Below are 19,202 nucleotides of genomic sequence, written 5' to 3'. Positions count from 1 at the left end.
GTAAAAAATAGGTTTTACTGTACTATGGTTTTTAGTTTGTTTTGACTGGCATCCACATAAATTTTCATTTGTAAATCGGTCAAAAAGATCTCATATTTTTTTCCAGAGGAGGATATAACTTTCCCTTCTGTATGAATAAAAGGCCCAGACTCAAAAACTACTGTATCGTTCAGGTCAAAGTTCTGCATCTTTATCTGCTTATGATCAAAGTCGTTGAGCATGTTTTTGATGCTTTCAATTTCTTTGTCTTTCACCACAGCAGGTCGTTTAAGCCAGTAGAGGTAACGTACCACACCAGGGCTTTTAAAAACCTGACGCATGTGTTTCTCTTCTATGTTGACAAAAATGTAAGATTTAAAAAGAGGTTCTAAAACTATCTTTTTTCTGTCAGACCATTGCCTTTCTTTTTTCAAAACTGGGCAGTATGCCTCTATGCCTGCCTCATTTAATCTTTCGGCTGTAATCTTTTCGTTTCGGGATTTCGTATATAAAACAAACCAAGGCATAATTGTGTATAGATTATGTTATAAGATACTTACGGCTTCGCCCTTTCAGTCCCATTATGGACCTAGCGAAATTTTTTAAGAATGAGCCAAGGGGATGCTCGTATTTTATTTAAAAGAGATAAGGCCTTATTAAGTTTATTCAGGACAGACCCTGGTTTCCTAATTCATGGCTCTAGTACTTTTTACTAATACATTTCTACGGGATCTCCCGTACGCTTTTCGTTAAAAAGCTTTATATCGGCCCATACCATGTCTTTCACAAGAGCCGGTAGGTCATATTTTGGTTTCCAGTTTAATTGCTCCTTACACTTTGTAGGGTCACCTATTAAAAGCTCTACCTCTGTAGGTCTGAAATATTTTGGGTCTATTGCTATTACTTTTTTGCCTATTTCTAGCTGGTAGTCGGGATTAGAGCAGCTTTCTACTAAACCTACTTCTTCTACACCCTCACCTTCAAATTTCAAGGTAATGCCCACTTCGGTAAATGCCATGCGAATGAAATCTCTGATGGTGGTGGTGATGCCTGTAGCTATTACAAAGTCTTCAGGCTTGTCTTGTTGGAGAATGAGCCACATAGCTTCTATATAGTCTTTGGCATGTCCCCAGTCTCTTTTAGAGTCAAGATTCCCCATATACAGGCAGTCAGAATAACCCAGTACCATCTGTGCTAGTCCTCTGGTGATTTTTCTGGTCACAAAAGTTTCTCCTCGCAGCGGCGATTCATGATTAAAGAGTATGCCATTACAGGCAAACATGTTATATGCTTCTCTATAATTTACGGTAATCCAGTAAGCGTACATTTTAGCTACTGCATAAGGCGAACGAGGGTAGAAAGGTGTTTTTTCTGATTGCGGTACTTGCTGAACTAAACCGTACAGTTCTGATGTGGAAGCCTGGTAAATTTTAGTTTTTTTGATAAGTCCTAAAATCCTAACCGCTTCTAATATACGTAAAGTGCCTATGCCGTCTACATTGGCCACATATTCAGGTTGGTCAAAGCTCACTTTAACGTGAGACATAGCCCCAAGATTATAAATTTCGTCTGGCTGAACTTCCTGAATAATACGTATGAGATTTGTAGAGTCACTCAAATCACCATAATGAAGTTTGAATCTCACATTTGATTCGTGTAAATCTTGATATAAATGGTCTATCCTAGCAGTATTAAAAAGAGATGATCTTCTTTTAATACCATGTACTTCATACCCTTTATTTAAAAGGAACTCGGCTAGATACGCTCCATCTTGTCCAGTCACACCAGTAATTAATGCTTTCTTCATATGGCTTATTCTGAAATAGACTAAGTTTTTTAGTTTTCATTAGTACCTATTACGATACGTTAAGCAAAGATGTGTTTTTGGTATGGTTTTCAAAAAAATAAGAGGTTCTATTTATTGAATTCGTAATGATTCCTTCAATAATTAAACTTAATATTCGATAAGTGTAATACGAGCTTTGTGCGGAATATTCTTTGGGTAGAATTACTACCTCCAAAGAAACGACTGATTATTTAATGATAAGATAATCTTTATTTCTTTTGGTGAATCGTTTGAAAACCCATTTTAGGTGTACTAATGTTTCTATTTGAAGTATGAAATGGGCTAAATGTTGTGGCTGTGCATGTTTAAGGTTTGAGCTTCAGTCCTTTAGGTACTAATGTTGATTAATCGCTAGGTAAAGGAATTGCTAGATAGCTGTAAAGCGGTAGCATATTTTAAAATTTAACGGTTTTCGGTCTGGTGGGTTTTGTACTATTTTTTAGTCTTTTTTGCTCAGCATCAGAATATTGAAATGTTAGAAAAGTACAAAAGTGAGAGGGTTGCTCTCAGGCTGTAATGATATAGGTTTAATTTTTCATGAATTTGGCTAAACAACAAGAGCACGCATAGCGTGTTATTAGCCATGGGAGCAACCCACAGATTTGTCAAAACTGATAAGTGGGGTGGATTATAAAAATAGAAGTCCAATCAAACCAAATGAACTGAGTTTAATCGGCGAAATCGAAAATACATCAGGATTTTCTAGCTGAAAAATGGGATGATGAAATTTCACCCTTTTATAGGGTGAAATAATGCTTAAGCCGCTGTGTATAGAAAAGAGGTTTTAGTTTTCAAATTCAGAGGTTAACTTAATCAGTTCTGTGACTTTGTTTATCCTAAGTTTTTTGTAAATGTTTTTCCTATGAGCCTCTATGGTATGAAAGCTCAAGCCCAACTGTTCAGCAATAGATTTGGTAGTGTTAGCATCGGTAATGAGGGTTATGATTTCCATTTCTCTTCCGCTTAGCTTGTACCTTTTTTCTAAGCTTAATTCCGCCTTGTTATTCGTTGAGGTAAAGTCTCTTGTGTCAAAGAATTGGCTTCCGTTTTGAATGATCTTAATGGCTGCTAAAAGTAATTCTAAAGGAGATGATTTTAGAATAAAACCAGAGGCTCCATTCTTTTTTGCAAACTCTATATAAATAGATTCGTTGCTATTTGCCAACATGATAATCTTAACATTTGGGAGCTTTTTATGAATCTTATTAAGTGTGTCCCAGATGTCTTTTCCCATCCCATTTGCATCCATAAGGATAAGTTGGGGACTGAAATTGCCTATAATGTTACACAGGTCAGTGTTTGATGTTGATATCCCATCTGCACTGAAAACATCTTGGGAGTTAAGTAAGCTTTTGAGGGCTTCAATATAGAGTAACTGGTTGCTGAGTACCAGTATTTTAGTGGATAATGTTGTTGTCATTATGTTTTCTTTTTGGCTAGAGTTGAATAGTTAATTGCGTCTTTCATATACAAGAAACTTATATTCATCCTTTTAGTCAAATTTCTACGTCCATATTTATTATTCGGTCGTTATAAGGGGCTTTTCTGGAAGTTTACTTTAACTAAATGCTTGACGTACAGTTAGGTGTATACCAAGATTCAGGTATGATGTACCGTCTTCATGATTACAGATTACCCCTTAAAGGGAATTGCCCCATTTTAGTCTTTAAAGCACCTTTGTTTTCCGCATCTACTACTTAAAAACAAAGAAACCATGAACTACTATTTAAAGCGTAACGACTCTATTGAAACTGAAAAAGTGATGCTCTTAGAAGCTCTTGAAAACTACACCCTATTTCACCTGAATGACGGGCGTAAAATTATCTCTTCACTCACTTTAAAGAGACATCAAGAGAAGCTTGAGATCGAATTTTTTGTAAGAGTAAATCGGTCTACCATTATCAATAAGAATTTTGTCAAACAAGTATTATTTAAAGACCACACCAATTTTATCCGCTTGAAAAACGGAAAGGAAATTAAAGTCTCCAGAAGAAGGCAAGACACCTTAAGTCAACTAGCCTCTTAAAATCATTAATCTATACTACAATTATTTAGCATTCTTCTAAACCTAACCTGTCAAATATGAATTCAACATTTACCCCAACCCGTTTATTTGGACCCTTTAATAGGGCAGCTAAGATTTACACATCTGTCTTAAATTGTGTTACCTATATAGGCTTGGCAACACTTTTGTTTATGGCAAGTTCCTTAAAGGCTCAAGTGCCCTTAGTCAGTTGGGATGTAGATGGTATTGAAAATTATGGAGCAAATCCTTTGGCTCCAGTAGTTAATTCGAATGTTCAAAGTTTGCTTGGTTTAAGCAGAGGGGCTGGTGTCAACACCGGTTCTGGTGGTGTTACTGGTGGCTGGGGAGGAACCAATTGGGAAGCTACTTATGCAGGAGCTATTTCCGATGAGAGTGTAATAAACTTCGGTTTTAAACCTAAAGCTGGTTTTGCTGTTTCACTTTTGAGTTTGGAGCCATTTTCTTATCGCAGGTCAGGCACTGGTCCACAAGATGGTAGACTAGAGTATACTATTAATGGAGGTACCAGTTATTCGGGTATTACACAAGGTCCTTTTTATTTTGGGAGTTCTTCTTCGGGAGGAGCGGCAGTGGTCCCAAGCAGGACACTTCATGGCGATATAGATTTACAGGAAACGTCTAAAGAAATTGGATTTAGGCTTGTTCCATTTAATTCGACTGACTCAAATGGAGACTTCTACATATATAATGTAGCGTCGGGTTCAGATTTTTCTATAAATGGGAGAGTGCTAGGAACTACGGAAACTGAATTAGCTTTAGATGCGTGTTTAGATTTTGACGGAACTGCTAAAACTTTTGAGGTTAAAGGAGATGGTCTTACGGTAGCTAATGTTACCATTACGGCTCCAACTTCTTTTGAAATATCTCTTGATGGAGTTAGTTATGTTTCTAGTTTGACTTTATCTCCTATAGCAGGCAGTGTTTCTGAAACATATTATGTACGATTAAAAAATGGACTGGCCGCTGGTAGTTATCATGAGAAAGTAATTGTAGCTGGTGGTGGTTTTAGTTCGGGAGCAAATTTAGGTGTTGATGTAAACGGCACAGTGCATGCTTTGCCAACAGCTTTTGTGAATTCTATCTCTTCTATATGTTTAGGAGATGATTTTCCAACAGTATCAATAGATTTAACAGGTAATACCCCTTTTAGTTTAACTTACTCTGATGGTACTAATTCCACAGGTCCTGTCACCACATCCGCTAGTCCTTATGAGATTTCAAGCACAGCAAATGGTGAAGTTTTTACAGCCACAGCCCTTACAGATGCAAAGGGGTGTGTGGCTTTAGAAGCAGGACTTACGGGAAATGCTACGGTTGTAGTCAATAGTTTGCCGGAAGTGTCAGTAGTAGCGAGCTCTGGTTCCACATCTAGCTTAGCCGGAGTTTATAATGAAGGAGAAAGTATAGTTTTAAATGGAACAATAGATGTAGGTTCTGGAGAATATAGCTGGGAGGGGCCTGGTAGTTTCACTGCTGGTGATAATAATAGTCAAACCATTTTAAACTCAAACTCTAGCAATGCTGGTGTTTATACAGTTACAGTTACAAATGGAACTTCATGTAAAGGAACAGCTACAGTTAATGTAGTAGTTTATGATAACACATTATATGTAGATGATGCAGGTGATGACAGTAATACAGGAAGTGAAAGTAATCCACTCGCTACCATTCAGAAGGCTGTGGATGTTTCAGTCTCTGGAGGAATGATTCATGTAGGTGCTGGTACTTATGCTGAAAATATTATAGTTGATAAAGAATTAGACATTAGAGGGCCTAATTATGGTATTTCACCAAATACTGGGACTCGAGTAGCAGAGGCAGTTATAGTTCCTGCAACTTCTGGCTCTGACGCTTTATTTACTATTAAGGCTAATGACGTAACCATTGACGGTTTTAAACTGGATGGTGATAATGCCACCCTGACCTCTGGATGGGCAGGTACTAACGGTGCAGATATTGATGTATACGAAGGGGTTTTATATTATGATGCTGCCAATACATTGGTTGTAAATCGGTTAAAGGTTGAAAATAACATTATCCAAAATGTTCAATATTTTGGTATAGATCTTTTTGGTTGGAAAAATTATAATAATCCTTCGACAACGGGTCACATTATAAGCAATAACTTATTTAAAGACTTAGGTACTTATAATGCTGGAAACGGTTACGATAAATGGGGTGGAGCTGTACTACTCTATAATGATAACTATGCTCATGTTAGTGACAATGTCATGAATAATGTAAGAATGGGTGTTCAGACTGGAAACTTCCACAATGAAAATCCAGGAGATCTTATTTACCAAACAATTGAAAATAATAATATTCAAACTAGGAGACTCGGGGTTTTCTTCAACTTACATACTGGACCAACTGTTGCACCGATGATAGTTTCTAATAATACAATTACTGCGATAGCCAACAGTGGTGAACCTAAATGGAACGGTATGTTACTCTCAAGTTTGAGTGATGCTATGGGTACAGTTAGTGGAAACCTCATTGACGGGTCGGGAACTGACGCTGGAACTACCACGATAAATGGAATCGAGGTTTGGAATGTGAAAGACAATGGTACGGTTGCTATATCTGGAGGAACTATTTCAAATGTTAATACAGGAATTTTTCTGAATAATTATGATGGTTATAGTACAAACGCAAGTAATGGTGCACATGCTTCTATTTCAGGAGTTACTATCGCCCCTAATGCGAATGGTACTGGAATTAAATTATTAGACAATCCTGCCAGTACGCACGTTGCGGTTCAAGCCACTTTGGGTTCTGGAATAGTGGTGAATGGAGGTGTAGATGGACTTTTGATTGAAAATGCTGCATCCAAAGTAGTTTCACCAACGGGGGACATTGCATTTAATTCGCAAACCGCTGATTATATTAAGATAATAGCAAATGCAAATAACTTTGACGCCACAGCTGCTTCTTTTGATGGGAAAACGGGTGCACTAGCCTCCAATGCAGAGAACTTTGCTATCGAAGATAAGATTACCCATAAAATGGATGATAACGCTTTAGGCTTTGTAAGTGTTAAGGCTAATAATGATTTTGTAACCACAAATACGCTTGGCATTCAGCAAGGTATTGATGTGGTTGTAGCAGGTGATACCGTTAATGTAGGGGAAGGAACATTTAATGAAAGTGTTATTGTTGATAAGAAATTGTCAATAATAGGTTCTGGTAATAACTCTATCATTCAGAGTGGTTCTGGTAATTCTTTTACGTTGTTAGGTACGGCTTCCGGTTCGAGTGTTTCGGATAGAAGTTTTATTGGAAGTTTTAAATCTACCGGTTCACTAAGTGGTGTTTTTGTTAACGAAGTTGTGGATCATGTTACTATTAGTGATTTAAACTTTGACGGGAATTCTACCTATGGGGTTAATTTTGGAAATTCTACTGGAGTTATAAATGATTGGATAATCGATAATTCAATTTTTAACGCAAATTCCGTTGGAGTTAAGATTGCAACGAAAGGGAATGTCGATAAGTTGAAAATCAAGAACTCTACCTTTAGTAATAATACAAGTGAGGGAATTCATGCTGCTCAACATAATGGTAGCCCCGGAGGCTTCAGCAATGTGGAGATTATTGATAATGAATTCACCTTGAATGGTCACTCAAACAATAATTCTGCTATCTATGCCGAAAAACTTCAAGACGCAATTATAAAGGGAAATACTTTCACAAATAACGGAACTACCACTAATTCAAGAGGTATGATTCTTAATCTCAAATATGGTAATTATTCGGACCTGACTATTTCAGAAAACGTAATAAACGAAACACGTGGAGGTACTTTAACAGGAGGCTATGGCATATCTATTGCGGGTAGAAATGACGCTTCCTACGCCGGAAACCCCGCTTCATTAGGTACGGTAGATGTATCGAAAAATGAAATAAATGGCTTTTATATTGGAATAGGCATTGATAATAATGTGGATTGGAACAGTTCTTCTGTAACAAATAATAAAGTGCATAATTCGGCGGTGGCTCTTTCTGCAACAGGAGCTAACACGGGTTTGTCACTAACTGTTAATCAAAATGACTTTTCGGGCTCTTCTGGATATGCACTTTATAATGGAGTTTCAGGAAGCAGTTTTGACGCTACTTGTAACTGGTTTGGCACTACAGAAGCTGCTACAGTGAATTCGCAAGTAAGCGGAGATGTTTCTTTTCTACCATTTGCCACAAATGGTACAGATGATAATTTGATATCGCTAGGTTTTCAGCCAGTAGCTGGAAGTTGTGAGGGAGTTGGTCCAGTGAGATTATATTCAGATAATACCTTAGCAAGTCCTTTAAGTTCATATTTTAATATTCAAGATGCAGTTGACGCGGCATCTTCTGGAAATGCCATTGTTGTGGCCGCTGGTACATATAACGAGTCTGTTAATGTAAATAAGTCCTTAACTATTCAAGGCCCCAATGCTGATATTTCACCGAACACAGGTTCACGAGTTAATGAAGCAGTTTTATCAAATGTATCATCAGGTAGAGCTTTTTCAATATCAAATGGGAATACGGATGTAATTATCAGCGGCTTTAAGTTTGATGGAGGGTCACCGATTCATGATGGAAATGATACTGGCAATCCGAGGACATCAGATGTTACATTTAGTAAGAATTTGGTTATAAACGCCAATGCAATATATGCTGGGACAAGTACTTCTTGGGCCGACCTTTTAATTAATGATAATAAATTCGAAGATGTTAATGCGACAGCCACCTCAAGTGCAATGCAGGTATCTCATACATTAACCACTACCATTTTAGATAACACTTTTACTAATGTTAACTATGCGGCAATGGTAATTGATGCAACCCCAACAGTTACTATCTCAGGTAATACCATTGATGGTACGGGGTATCAAGGAATTCAGATTGCAGGTACTACTGGGGATGCCACTATTTTAAAGAACAAAATAAATGATGCCAATAGGGTATCGCAAGCGGCAGATAGAGGAGCTATTAGATTATACGGTTCTGGTTTTACAGGAGCAGTGACAATCGCTAATAATGAAATAACTTGCGGATATAACGGAATTACGATAAAGGATGGTGAAGATATTACGGGTAAGAATATAACTATCACAGAAAACAGTATAACTGGTCTAGCTAGTGGTAAAGGAATATATCATGGTGGAACAGGTGAATTAAGTGCTACTTGTAACTGGTTTGGAACAACGGAACCTCAAACAATCAATGGACAAATAACTGGTGATGTTAATTTCTTACCTTTTGGCTCTGATGGCACGGATGATGATGTGGTGACCCTGGGTTTTCAGCCAGTAGTTGGAAGCTGTAATGGCTACGGCCCAGTTATAGTTTATGAAGGTTCTACTCCTACAGTAAGAAGTAGCCACATGACTATTCAGGCGGCAATTGATGATTCAGATACTGAAAATGGAGATGTCATTACAGTGGCAGCAGGCACTTATTCTGAAAATGTAGTTGTAAATAAAGAAGTAATAATTCAAGGAGCAAATGTAGATACCGACTGTAGCGGAAGCAGAAATCCTGAATCAATTATCTCTGTAGCATCCGGGTTGCCATTTAATATTACAGCAGATAATGTGGTGATTAATGGTTTTGAAATAACGGCACCTGCCAGTTCCAATGCCGTTGTTATTGGAAAAGTTTCAAACGCAAGTGTCATGTATAATAACATTCATGACGTAGGTACTTCATTTACGGGAGGGAATATTCATGCGGTAATTTATACTGTAGGAAGTACTAATAATAGCGATATTAATATCTCAGATAACTGCATAAATGATATAAGCAGCACAAGTCTTACTGGATTTAGTTCTAGTGCGATTGGTGTTTTACAATCTACCTCAACTGGTGTTCTAACAGGATTAGATATTAAGAGAAACATCATCAGTAATGTTACTGTAAATGATGGAGGCTGGCCAACAGGAAAGATAGCTTATGGTATTCAAATAAATGTTGGTGGGAATTCCAATTATTTAACCAATACTGGTAAAGTAGTGAATGCTTCAATAAGCAATAATGAAATATCTAATATTTCTGGTTTTGTGGCAACTGCTATTGGTTTGGAAGGAAATACAGAAGATGTGGTTGTAACTGGTAATAAAGTTTCAAACCTTACTAGTACAAAGAGCTCAGATAGAGCAGGTGGTGGGTATGATTTAAATGGATTGAAATTTGAGAACAATGCATTCGTGTCAACCGTTACAGTAGAAAATAACAGTTTTGAAACTACTTCATTTACTAATGTTAGTACTTCAAATCTCGGATACGGTGTTGTGAATTATGTTCCTGGGACAACAGCCACACTGGGTTGTAACTGGTTTGGCACTGCGGTTTATAATGAGATAGAGGATAATGGGATAACGGGAAAAGTCTTAAGCAAAGCGACCGCAAACATAGCCTTTAGCCCATATTTAACTGACGGAGGGGATGGAGTAGGAATAGGCTTCCAGCCAACAGGAGATTGTTCAGGTTCACCATTAGTAATCACAAGTGCTGTAGCGAGTCCAGAATTATGTGAAACTAAAGGTAGTATAGAAGTTACTTTTAGTGGGGGTGTAGCTCCGCATACCTTGTCTTGGGGAGGGGTAGGTAATATTGTAACAGCTCTAAATACAGCTACTATTACAGGATTAGATGCAGGTACTTATACGGTTACGATAACTGACGATAATGGCTCAAGCGTTACTACTACTACTGAGGTACTTTATCATCCAGTAGTAAATGTTACTTCAAGTGCAAGTTATGCCAGCATTCAAGACGCAATAGACGGAGCAAGTGACAGTGATGAAATTGAAGTTTGCGAGGGAACATATAATGAGAGTTTAATTGTTCCGATTCCTCTTAGCCTAGTAGGTCCAAACGCAGGAACATCTGGCTGTGATTCACGCGGAACTGAGGCTACAATTAACGGTTATATAAAAGTAACTTCTTCAGATGTCTCGATAAACGGTTTTAGGCTACTAGATGGAGCAAATGCACCAGCTGGAGAATTGGCGGCTGTGCATATTGTGAGTGCTTTAAGTAACGTTTCTATAATGAATAATTACATAGAGAGGACTGGAGTGCTTGACTTTGATGTGTCTAGAGGTGTAGTAAATGAAATAGGAGGCACCACTAACTTGACGGTAAGTAATAACTATTTCACAGGCTGGCATACTGGTACTTATTTACAAAATGCTGATGCCGATGTTACCAACAACTGTTATGTTTTAAACGAAGTGGGGATTTCCTCAGATACGCCAATTGACGTTCTAGTTGATGGCAATGATATACTTAATAATGCTTTTGAAGGTGTAGGAATAGGAGGGACTGTTGGTCAAATGACAATTAGTAATAATAATATTACTGGTAATCTTGACGGAGTTCATAATTATTCCTCTTCGGAGGTGAATGCAGGTTCAAACTGGTGGGGAGATGCCGCAGGGCCTTCTGATTTTGGTTCTGGTTCAGGAGATAAAGTGAATGCTAATGTTAACTTTTGCCCATTATTAAATGATGAAGTAGGAGTGGGGACTGCTGTCAACTGTAGAGTGTTGAATGTATCAAATGGAGAATCATTTGTTAGCATTCAGGCGGCAATTGATGATTCAGATACTGAAAATGGAGATATCATTATAGTGGCAGCAGGCACTTATTCTGAAAATGTAGTTGTAAATAAAGAAGTAATAATTCAAGGAGCAAATGTAGATACCGACTGTAGCGGAAGCAGAAATCCTGAATCAATTATCTCTGTAGCATCCGGGTTGCCATTTAATATTACGGCAGATAATGTGGTGATTAATGGTTTTGAAATTACTGCACCAGCGAGCTCAAATGCTGTTGTTATTGGAAAGGTTTCTAACGCAAGTGTCATGTATAATAACATTCATGACGTAGGTACTTCATTTACGGGAGGAAATATTCATGCGGTAATTTATACCGTAGGAAGTACTAATAATAGCGATATTAATATCTCAGATAACTGCATAAATGATATAAGCAGCACAAGTCTTACTGGATATAGTTCTAGTGCGATTGGTGTTTTACAATCTACCTCAACGGGTGTTCTAACAGGATTAGATATTAAGAGAAACATCATTAGCAATGTTACTGTAAATGATGGAAACTGGCCAACAGGAAAGATAGCCTACGGTATTCAAATAAATGTTGGAGGGAATTCTAATTATTTAACCAATACTGGAAAAGTAGTGAACGCTTCAATAAGCAATAATGAAATATCTAATATTTCTGGTTTTGTAGCGACTGCCATTGGTTTAGAAGGAAATACAGAAGATGCGATTGTAACTGGTAATAAAGTTTCAAACCTTACTAGTACAAAGAGCTCAGATAGAGCAGGTGGTGGATATGATTTAAATGGATTGAAATTTGAGAACAATGCATTCGTGTCAACAGTTACGATAGAAAATAACAGTTTTGAAACTACTTCATTTACTAATGTTAGTACTTCAAATCTCGGATACGGTGTTGTGAATTACGTTCCTGGAACAACAGCCACATTGGGTTGTAACTGGTTTGGCACTGCGGTTTATAATGAGATAGAGGATAATGGGATAACGGGAAAAGTCTTAAGTAAAGCTACCGCAAACATAGCCTTTAGCCCATATTTAACTGACGGAGGGGATGGAGCAGGAATAGGCTTCCAGCCAACAGGAGATTGTTCAGGTTCACCATTAGTAATTACAAGTGTTATTGCTGGCCCAACCGTATGTGCAACTAAAGGTTTAATAAATGTTACATTCTCAGGAGGTGCTGCCCCATTTGATTTCTCATGGACAGGTGGAGGGTCAGCAAGTGATGTAACTAGTCCGTATTCAATTACAGAATTAGATGCAGGTACTTATACGGTTACTGTTTCAGATAATAATGGTTCTTCTGCGACTGCTACAGTAGAAGTGATACTATATCCAATTCCTGAAGTACCAATTATAGAAACTGATAATAGCGAACTATGTAAAGGAGAGTCGGCTGTGTTAACAGCAACTTGTTCTTCTAGTACAGATATTTTTAGATGGACTACGCCTGGAGTTAACGAAGGAAATGGAGTGTCTTCATTGACAAATACAGGAGCATTAACTGTACAAAAAGCGGGTACTTATAGTGGCTATTGTGAAACTATAAATGGTTGTACAAGTGAAGTGACAAGTGTGGTGATTAATGAGAAGAGTAACTGTGGAAGTGGTGCTTTCATATCTATTACTCCTGAGTTACCAGCAATTTGTCCAGGTGGCTCTATTGACTTAACCGCTACTGGATGTATGGGTACATTAACTTGGTATACAGATGGAGCAAGCCCAGTAACGGGTTATACAGCCACACTAAGTCCTGCAGTAACTACTTCTTATTTTGTTAGCTGTAGCTCAGGTGGTTCTACCACGGTAGATGTGAAAGTAGCAGAGCAAAACGTTATGGAAACTGGAAAAGTGACTACGGGTATGTTAAGAATGAAGGCTTCTGAAACTATAGAGTCTACTAAGAAAATTGGAGATGCTAATTTTACACCAGCTCCTAATGTGATTTATGAAGCGGGTAACTCTATAGTATTAATGCCAGGTTTTAGTACTGAGCATTCTACGGTGTTTAAAGCTGAAATAAAAGTATGTGACTAAATGTTGCATTAGATAATAAAGCTGAAATAAAAGGACTTGGGTTGCATACTAATGTGGCTCAAGTTCTTTTTTTACATTTTTAGGCAATTGGATTTTGTAGTGTTTGTTCTTGCATTTAAAAGCTAAAGAATAACTTTTCCAGCTATTTCAAATGTCTTTTCAGTACCTACAAACAGCTCCTGATTTCCTTTTATGTCATAAGTAGAAAGGTGGCCCTTTGAGAATTCTACCAAAACGTTTTTAGTGGATTTATAGAGGTAGTTGTCTGTAGTATGTACCGAGCTTATTTTAATTAGGTTTCCATTTTCGTCTTTGAATATTTGAAGAGAAGAAACAGGCAGCTTTTCACCTTCTTTCAGTTGATAGCTAATTTGGTTGATACCATCTGTTTCATCATAACTGAGTTTATAAGCAGCTTTGTTTAGGTCAGACTGTATGATAATTTCCAACTCTTTTTTCCAGTCAATATCATTGGTGTTCAGCTCTTCGCTTTCATCATTTATACGTACTGATTTATGTACCGTAGGTTTATGCTCCGTTAGCCAGTCTATTTCATTTTGAATGACTGTTTCTAAATCATAGAAAGTTTTTTCTTGAAGGCTGCTTTCTTCTGGATTGCAAGAAATAAGGCCAAGAATTAAAAGGAAGGATAAATTTTTCAAAATAGCTGTAGTCATATGCAAATATAAACCGAAAGAACTGCTTAAATAGTTCGGCATGCTATGTAATGCTGTTTTAGAAATAGAAAAAATAGTTTGTATGCTAAGGAATCTATGTCCTATATTGAATTCACAAGAGCAGGAGCTTTCTAAATAAATACATATGGGAGAATTATCATCAAAAAAGATTTTTGTACTGGATACCTCAGTACTGCTATTTGACCACAACGCAATTCGAAATTTTGAAGACAATGACGTGGCCATACCTATCACGGTTTTGGAGGAGTTGGATAATTTCAAAATAGGTAATGATACCAATAATTTTGAAGCTAGAGCTGTTATTCGCTTTTTAGACAAGCTCTCTATGGCATCTGGTTTTGATAACTGGGTAGATTTAGGTAAAGGAAAAGGCCGACTAAAAATATTGATGAAATCTGAAAAGCTAAAGGTAGATGCCTCTCAGGTTTTTGGAAGTGATAAAAACGACCATAGAATTATTAATGCCGCTCTGTCACTAAAGGTTAATACGGTAGAAGCAAAGGTTATTTTAGTGACCAAAGACATCAATCTTAGAATAAAGGCTAAAGCTATAGGCTTACTCTCGGAGGATTATTTGACCGGTAAGGTCAAAAATATGGCTACCATTTCTGAAGGTTATCAGGCATTTGATAAGTTAGATTCAGAGTTTATACATAATCTCTATGTTAAAGGTGTAGTTAAAGAAAGTGGTGTATTGGGCAAATCAAAAATTGCCAATAGCTACTATACCTTAAAAAACGGTACGGAGTCGGTACTGGCTAGGTATGATTTAGATACGGATATGTTTCATAGGGTGGAGTCTAATTATGCCTATGGCATCAAACCTCGCAACACGGAGCAGGCTTTTGCTTTAGATTCGCTCTTAAACGACCAAATAAAGCTGGTGGCTATTCAGGGGGTGGCAGGGACCGGGAAAACACTATTGGCCCTTGCAGCAGCATTAGAACAGCGAAATAAATATCATCAGATAATTCTGGCAAGGCCTATTATACCGTTGAGCAATAGAGATATTGGATTTTTACCAGGAGGGGCGGAAGAAAAAGTGTCGCCTTATATGCAGCCACTTTTTGATAACCTAAAGTTTATTAAAGCTCAATTCAAGGAAACGGAAAAGAAGAGCAAGATACTGGACGAAATGCAGCAGAACGGGAAGCTCTCTATTACTGCATTGGCTTTTATTAGAGGTAGAAGCCTCTCTAATGTCATGTTTATAGTAGACGAGGCTCAAAACCTAACACCGCATGAGGTTAAAACCATTATTACCAGGGCAGGAGAAGGTACCAAAATAGTTTTTACGGGAGATATAGCTCAAATAGATACCCCTTATATGGATGAGCAGTCAAACGGCTTGGCCTATTTAATAGATAAACTGAAAGGGAATCACCTATTTTCTCATATCAAATTGGCTAAAGGTGAGCGTTCCGAATTGGCGAATTTGGCCAATGAGCTTTTGTAGTGAAATGCTACTTTGAGCTAGCTGAAATAAGCTATTTTGAAGTTTGTTATATATTTATGGGTGAGATAAGGAATCTTTGTAGCCACTATAATATATATAACATGAATCTTTTCGATTATAAGTGTCATCATGTGAAAGATGACATTGGATTAAACCTTTATCAGGGAAACTATCAAAAGCTTTCTGGGAACACACTTTCTTTAGACTATTTGAAGAAATCTATGGTTTTTCATGTCTTAAAGGATGATGAGGTATATGCTGGGTTTACTTTGAACGTGTTAGAGTGGTCTCCTTTACGTTATTTTAGCTACTTGAATGAGTACGTGAAAAATGAGCTTTTAGTACAGCCTTTAAGACCTCTTAAAGAGGAGGATTTCCTGGAGATTACTTCTATTTATAAAGAAGTTGGTTCAAAAACCGATGAGATGCTTTTCTATTTCTATTTGTTTGCCAAAGCTTATTTCAACGCAAGACGACTCGAAAAGCCTTTGATACTCGGAGGTTCTATCGTTAGGGAGGTGAAGCTTATTCAAAAAGAAGTTTTAGACGTAGTGCTTTACCATGGATTAATAGACGCAGAAAAAATCAAAGGAGACGTTCCGAAGCTTTTTGAAATATACTGTTGTGAAACATCAGATTTACTTTTCAATGCTGGGAAAGAGGCCTTTGAGAAATATTTCTTGCAGGTGTTTGGTAAAAAGAAATGGCGTTAAGAAAGCAATCCGTTTTTCTTCATTAAAGCGGCCACATCACTGGCAGATTTAAGAGCCTTATTATCGAAAAACTGTCTTGCTTTTGTTAAGATGTTCTTATTATAACTATGAACGGTGGTTATGCTGAGGTTTTCTTTTTCGGCGATATCTTTTGCTGTAAAAGGTTTTTCTACATTTTGTGAGTAAAGGTTTAGCAAAACTAATTCTCTATGTGTAAAAGGGTTTTCTTTGGCAGGTAGGTGGTTAAATATTTTTTTAACTAGGCCGTCAAATACATCTCTAAGTTTTGGGTCTACTATGTCATAAAAACGCGGCAGTGCAGCTTCATTTTCAAATTGTTTGATAATTACAAATTCCGACAGATAGGAGAGGATTTTTCCCTCTTCTGACATTTGCCAAACGGAGATAGTTCTTTTGCAGAGTAGCATCTCGCCATCACTATTTTTAAGAGGGACTAAGGCGACAAATTTTGGTTTTAAAAAACCTACAAAAGTTCTCTCTGCCATTTTGAAAGTTTGTTTGCCTAATAAGAAGAGAAGCTGTCGCATAGCACCTTCTTGCAAAAGACTAGTGTAGTCTTTGAAGCTAAAATGAGCTTCTTGAAAGCCAATTTCATCTAGGCCATTTGCTTCCACGATTTCCAGTTTTAGAAAATCTACAATGAAATAGAAAGTCTCCCTTCTTCTTCCAATTTTCAGTCTTTCAAGCTCATCATTTTGAAGCTTTTCTGGAATGATAGGTTTATGGCTTTTTGGGTCGCCGTATAGTTCCTGAACAAATACTTGTAAGTTTTTAAATTCTTCGTCTAAATTATTTTTTGCCATGTGATTTAGTTTTCACCCTAGGGTAGGGTAATCGTTAGTTTACCTTTTTGTCCATCTTTGATTATTCAATTTTTTGTGAAGAGATATTGAACTTTTATGATGGTGTCATTAGAAAAGTTATATTTTGTTTACATATGGTTGTTGTTGTATAGCCTTCCCGCTTTACTTAATAATTCACAGATAAAAAGTAAGAAAAAGAGGCTTGATTTTTTAATTCAAGCCTCTTCTTTTATTTAAGTGGTAGCACTTGCTACCACAGCTTTCATTTTAGAAATTCCCATTTTACATGCTTCAAAGGCGTCCATTTTCCAAACGTCTTCATTGAAAATTTCTAATGATAGGGAAATAGGTACCCCTTTCGCATTTAAGGTGCCTAAAATGTCATCCATAGGAGCATCGCCATCTCCTGGCATTACTCGCATAGCATCAGTCAGTTTTGATTTTTCTATACCGCCTGGGTAATCATTCATATGGAACATTTGAATTTTGCTTCCGTTAATCATTTCTAAAGCTTCAAACGGAGAGCCGCCTCGTCTTAAATGATAAACATCAGGAAGGATGACAGCATCAGGATGACCAGATTCGGCGGCTACAAAAAGCGTTTCGCCAAACAAATGCAAGTTTTGAGAAAAACCCCAAAGTTCTAACTGTGGCAGTACACCCATTTCTTTTCCAAGGTCGCACACTACTCCAAACCTATCTGCTGCTTTTCTTAGGTCTAAGCCGGGCTCATTAGTAGCACCAAAAGGCGGTGCAGCTATTCGCTTGCAGCCTATTTGAGCTAGCATGTCCATTTCTCTTTTGGTTTGTTCTATGGCTTTGTTTCTGACCTCGTCATTGTCTACCACCCATGCCGCAAAACCAATGGAGTCTTCTATGATTATTCCCAAGTCAGACGCTTTCTTTTTTACATCGGCTAGTTTGCCGCCTGATTTTACATAAGCTTCCAGTGTTCGCATCCAAATTTCAATACCGTCAAAACCAGCCTTAGCGGCCAAGTCAATCTCCTCCATGAGACCAACATTCTGTTTCATGATGGTGCTGGTATTTAAGCAAAAAGTAAAATTGTGTTTTTTCTTTTTGATAGGAGCCGCCATCAGTTTTGATGTACCACCTAATGCTAGTGCAGCAGTTGTAGCTAGGCTTGATTTAATTATATCTCTTCTGTTCATTTTGGTTGAATTTTAATAGGTCTTGTATGGGGAGAGCTTAAAAATCTGTATTAGCGTTTTCAAAGTCCATTTCTTTAATCCAGACGTTTCTGTAAAGTACGTCATGACCTTCGGCTTGTAATTTTAGTCCGCCTGGTGTATCAGTAATTCCTTTTCCGCCATCGTTTCCACCGTCGAGTCCTGATTTTTCACCACCCCAAACTTGCTGAATTTCTACATTGGTATGAGCTTTTTCGCCATTAAAGTAAAGCGTAACTACTGGCTTTTCTGTTAGGTTTCCTTCGCTGTCAAACCTTGCAGCACGAAACTGGATATCATAAGCATTCCATTTGCCAATACCATTATAAAGATGGTATGGAGATTCTGATTCATTAATGACAGCAGCCATACCATGTGAGGTAGTGTCACCATCTAAAACCTGAATCTCGTATCGGTTTTGTAAATAAACACCAGAGTTGCCGCCCTCAGCGGCGATAAAAAACTCTACGTGAGCTCTAAAGTCTTTGAATTTCTTTTTAGTAACAATGTCTACAGAACCGTATTTTCCACCTTTTGCTCCTGGGTCATTGCTGCTGATAGCATAATCTCCGGTTTCTTGGTCTTCCACTGCCATCCATTTTATTGGGTATTCGCCAGAGAAACCAGGTCCTTCCCAGTATTCCCATTTGTCATTAAGAATTTCCTTGGTACCATCCATGTAGATTTCAGAGCCATCTATGGCGGCTGCACCCACACCTATTTCAGGAAGTTCTTCTATAATTGTTGATTCTGCATTTTCAGAATTATTGGTGCAACTTGAAATTAGTAGACCGCAGGATAAAGCGAGTGCCAGGTTTTTAATGTTTGATTTTTTTAACAT

General features: G+C 37.6%; 12 protein-coding genes. 5 read left to right on the top strand and 7 right to left on the bottom strand.

Going from position 1 to position 19,202, the window contains the following annotated elements; all coding sequences use genetic code 11:
- Positions 1 to 14: 14 nt before the first annotated feature.
- From AC0L6O_RS18420 to AC0L6O_RS18410, 3 genes are all read right to left on the bottom strand, one after another.
- The gene (locus AC0L6O_RS18420) at positions 15 to 506 is read right to left on the bottom strand and encodes a UpxY family transcription antiterminator (RefSeq protein WP_473304432.1); all 492 of its coding nucleotides are present in this window, start codon (positions 504 to 506) and stop codon (positions 15 to 17) included.
- A 185-nt stretch (positions 507 to 691) separates the two neighbouring features.
- A complete protein-coding gene (gmd, locus tag AC0L6O_RS18415) occupies positions 692 to 1,786 on the bottom strand; it encodes a GDP-mannose 4,6-dehydratase (RefSeq protein WP_473304430.1) in 1,095 nt (364 codons plus the stop codon).
- Between the two features lie 823 nt (positions 1,787 to 2,609).
- Complete coding sequence (locus AC0L6O_RS18410; RefSeq protein ID WP_473304429.1) at positions 2,610 to 3,245, bottom strand: LuxR C-terminal-related transcriptional regulator; 636 nt, start codon at positions 3,243 to 3,245, stop codon at positions 2,610 to 2,612.
- A 146-nt stretch (positions 3,246 to 3,391) separates the two neighbouring features.
- Between AC0L6O_RS18410 and AC0L6O_RS18405 the strand changes: the two genes are divergently transcribed.
- From AC0L6O_RS18405 to AC0L6O_RS18395, 3 genes are read left to right on the top strand one after another with little or no spacing between them, the layout of a single operon-like run.
- A complete protein-coding gene (locus tag AC0L6O_RS18405; RefSeq protein ID WP_473304427.1) occupies positions 3,392 to 3,526 on the top strand; it encodes a hypothetical protein in 135 nt (44 codons plus the stop codon).
- A 13-nt stretch (positions 3,527 to 3,539) separates the two neighbouring features.
- Entirely contained in the window at positions 3,540 to 3,851 is a 312-nt protein-coding gene (locus AC0L6O_RS18400; RefSeq protein ID WP_473304426.1) for a LytR/AlgR family response regulator transcription factor, read from the top strand.
- Positions 3,852 to 3,907: 56 nt separating this feature from the next.
- Positions 3,908 to 13,480 carry a beta strand repeat-containing protein gene (locus AC0L6O_RS18395; protein ID WP_473304425.1) on the top strand — a complete coding sequence of 3,191 codons (9,573 nt, stop codon included), beginning with the start codon at positions 3,908 to 3,910 and terminating at the stop codon, positions 13,478 to 13,480.
- Between the two features lie 122 nt (positions 13,481 to 13,602).
- On the opposite strand, the gene AC0L6O_RS18390 is transcribed toward AC0L6O_RS18395, so the two are convergent.
- Entirely contained in the window at positions 13,603 to 14,199 is a 597-nt protein-coding gene (locus tag AC0L6O_RS18390; protein WP_473304423.1) for a hypothetical protein, read from the bottom strand.
- 103 nt (positions 14,200 to 14,302) lie between these two features.
- Here AC0L6O_RS18390 and AC0L6O_RS18385 point away from each other — a divergent pair, with 103 nt between their 5' ends.
- Positions 14,303 to 15,634: a PhoH family protein gene (locus AC0L6O_RS18385; protein WP_473304422.1), complete on the top strand. Its 1,332-nt coding sequence runs from the start codon at positions 14,303 to 14,305 to the stop codon at positions 15,632 to 15,634.
- A 101-nt stretch (positions 15,635 to 15,735) separates the two neighbouring features.
- On the top strand, positions 15,736 to 16,347 hold the full coding sequence (locus tag AC0L6O_RS18380) for a hypothetical protein (protein WP_473304420.1): 612 nt from the start codon (positions 15,736 to 15,738) through the stop codon (positions 16,345 to 16,347).
- Here the strand turns inward: AC0L6O_RS18380 and AC0L6O_RS18375 are convergent.
- From AC0L6O_RS18375 to AC0L6O_RS18365, 3 genes are all read right to left on the bottom strand, one after another.
- The gene (locus tag AC0L6O_RS18375; RefSeq protein WP_473304418.1) at positions 16,344 to 17,171 is read right to left on the bottom strand and encodes a helix-turn-helix transcriptional regulator; all 828 of its coding nucleotides are present in this window, start codon (positions 17,169 to 17,171) and stop codon (positions 16,344 to 16,346) included. The two genes, AC0L6O_RS18380 and AC0L6O_RS18375, sit on opposite strands and share 4 nt — an antisense overlap.
- A gap of 233 nt (positions 17,172 to 17,404) precedes the next feature.
- Entirely contained in the window at positions 17,405 to 18,343 is a 939-nt protein-coding gene (locus AC0L6O_RS18370; RefSeq protein WP_473304416.1) for a TIM barrel protein, read from the bottom strand.
- A gap of 37 nt (positions 18,344 to 18,380) precedes the next feature.
- Positions 18,381 to 19,202, bottom strand: a complete 822-nt coding sequence (locus AC0L6O_RS18365; RefSeq protein ID WP_473304415.1) for a 3-keto-disaccharide hydrolase — start codon at positions 19,200 to 19,202, stop codon at positions 18,381 to 18,383.

Source organism: Arcticibacterium sp. GJ41-1, assembly GCF_055808875.1.
This window is presented reverse-complemented; position numbering and strand designations above follow the sequence as displayed.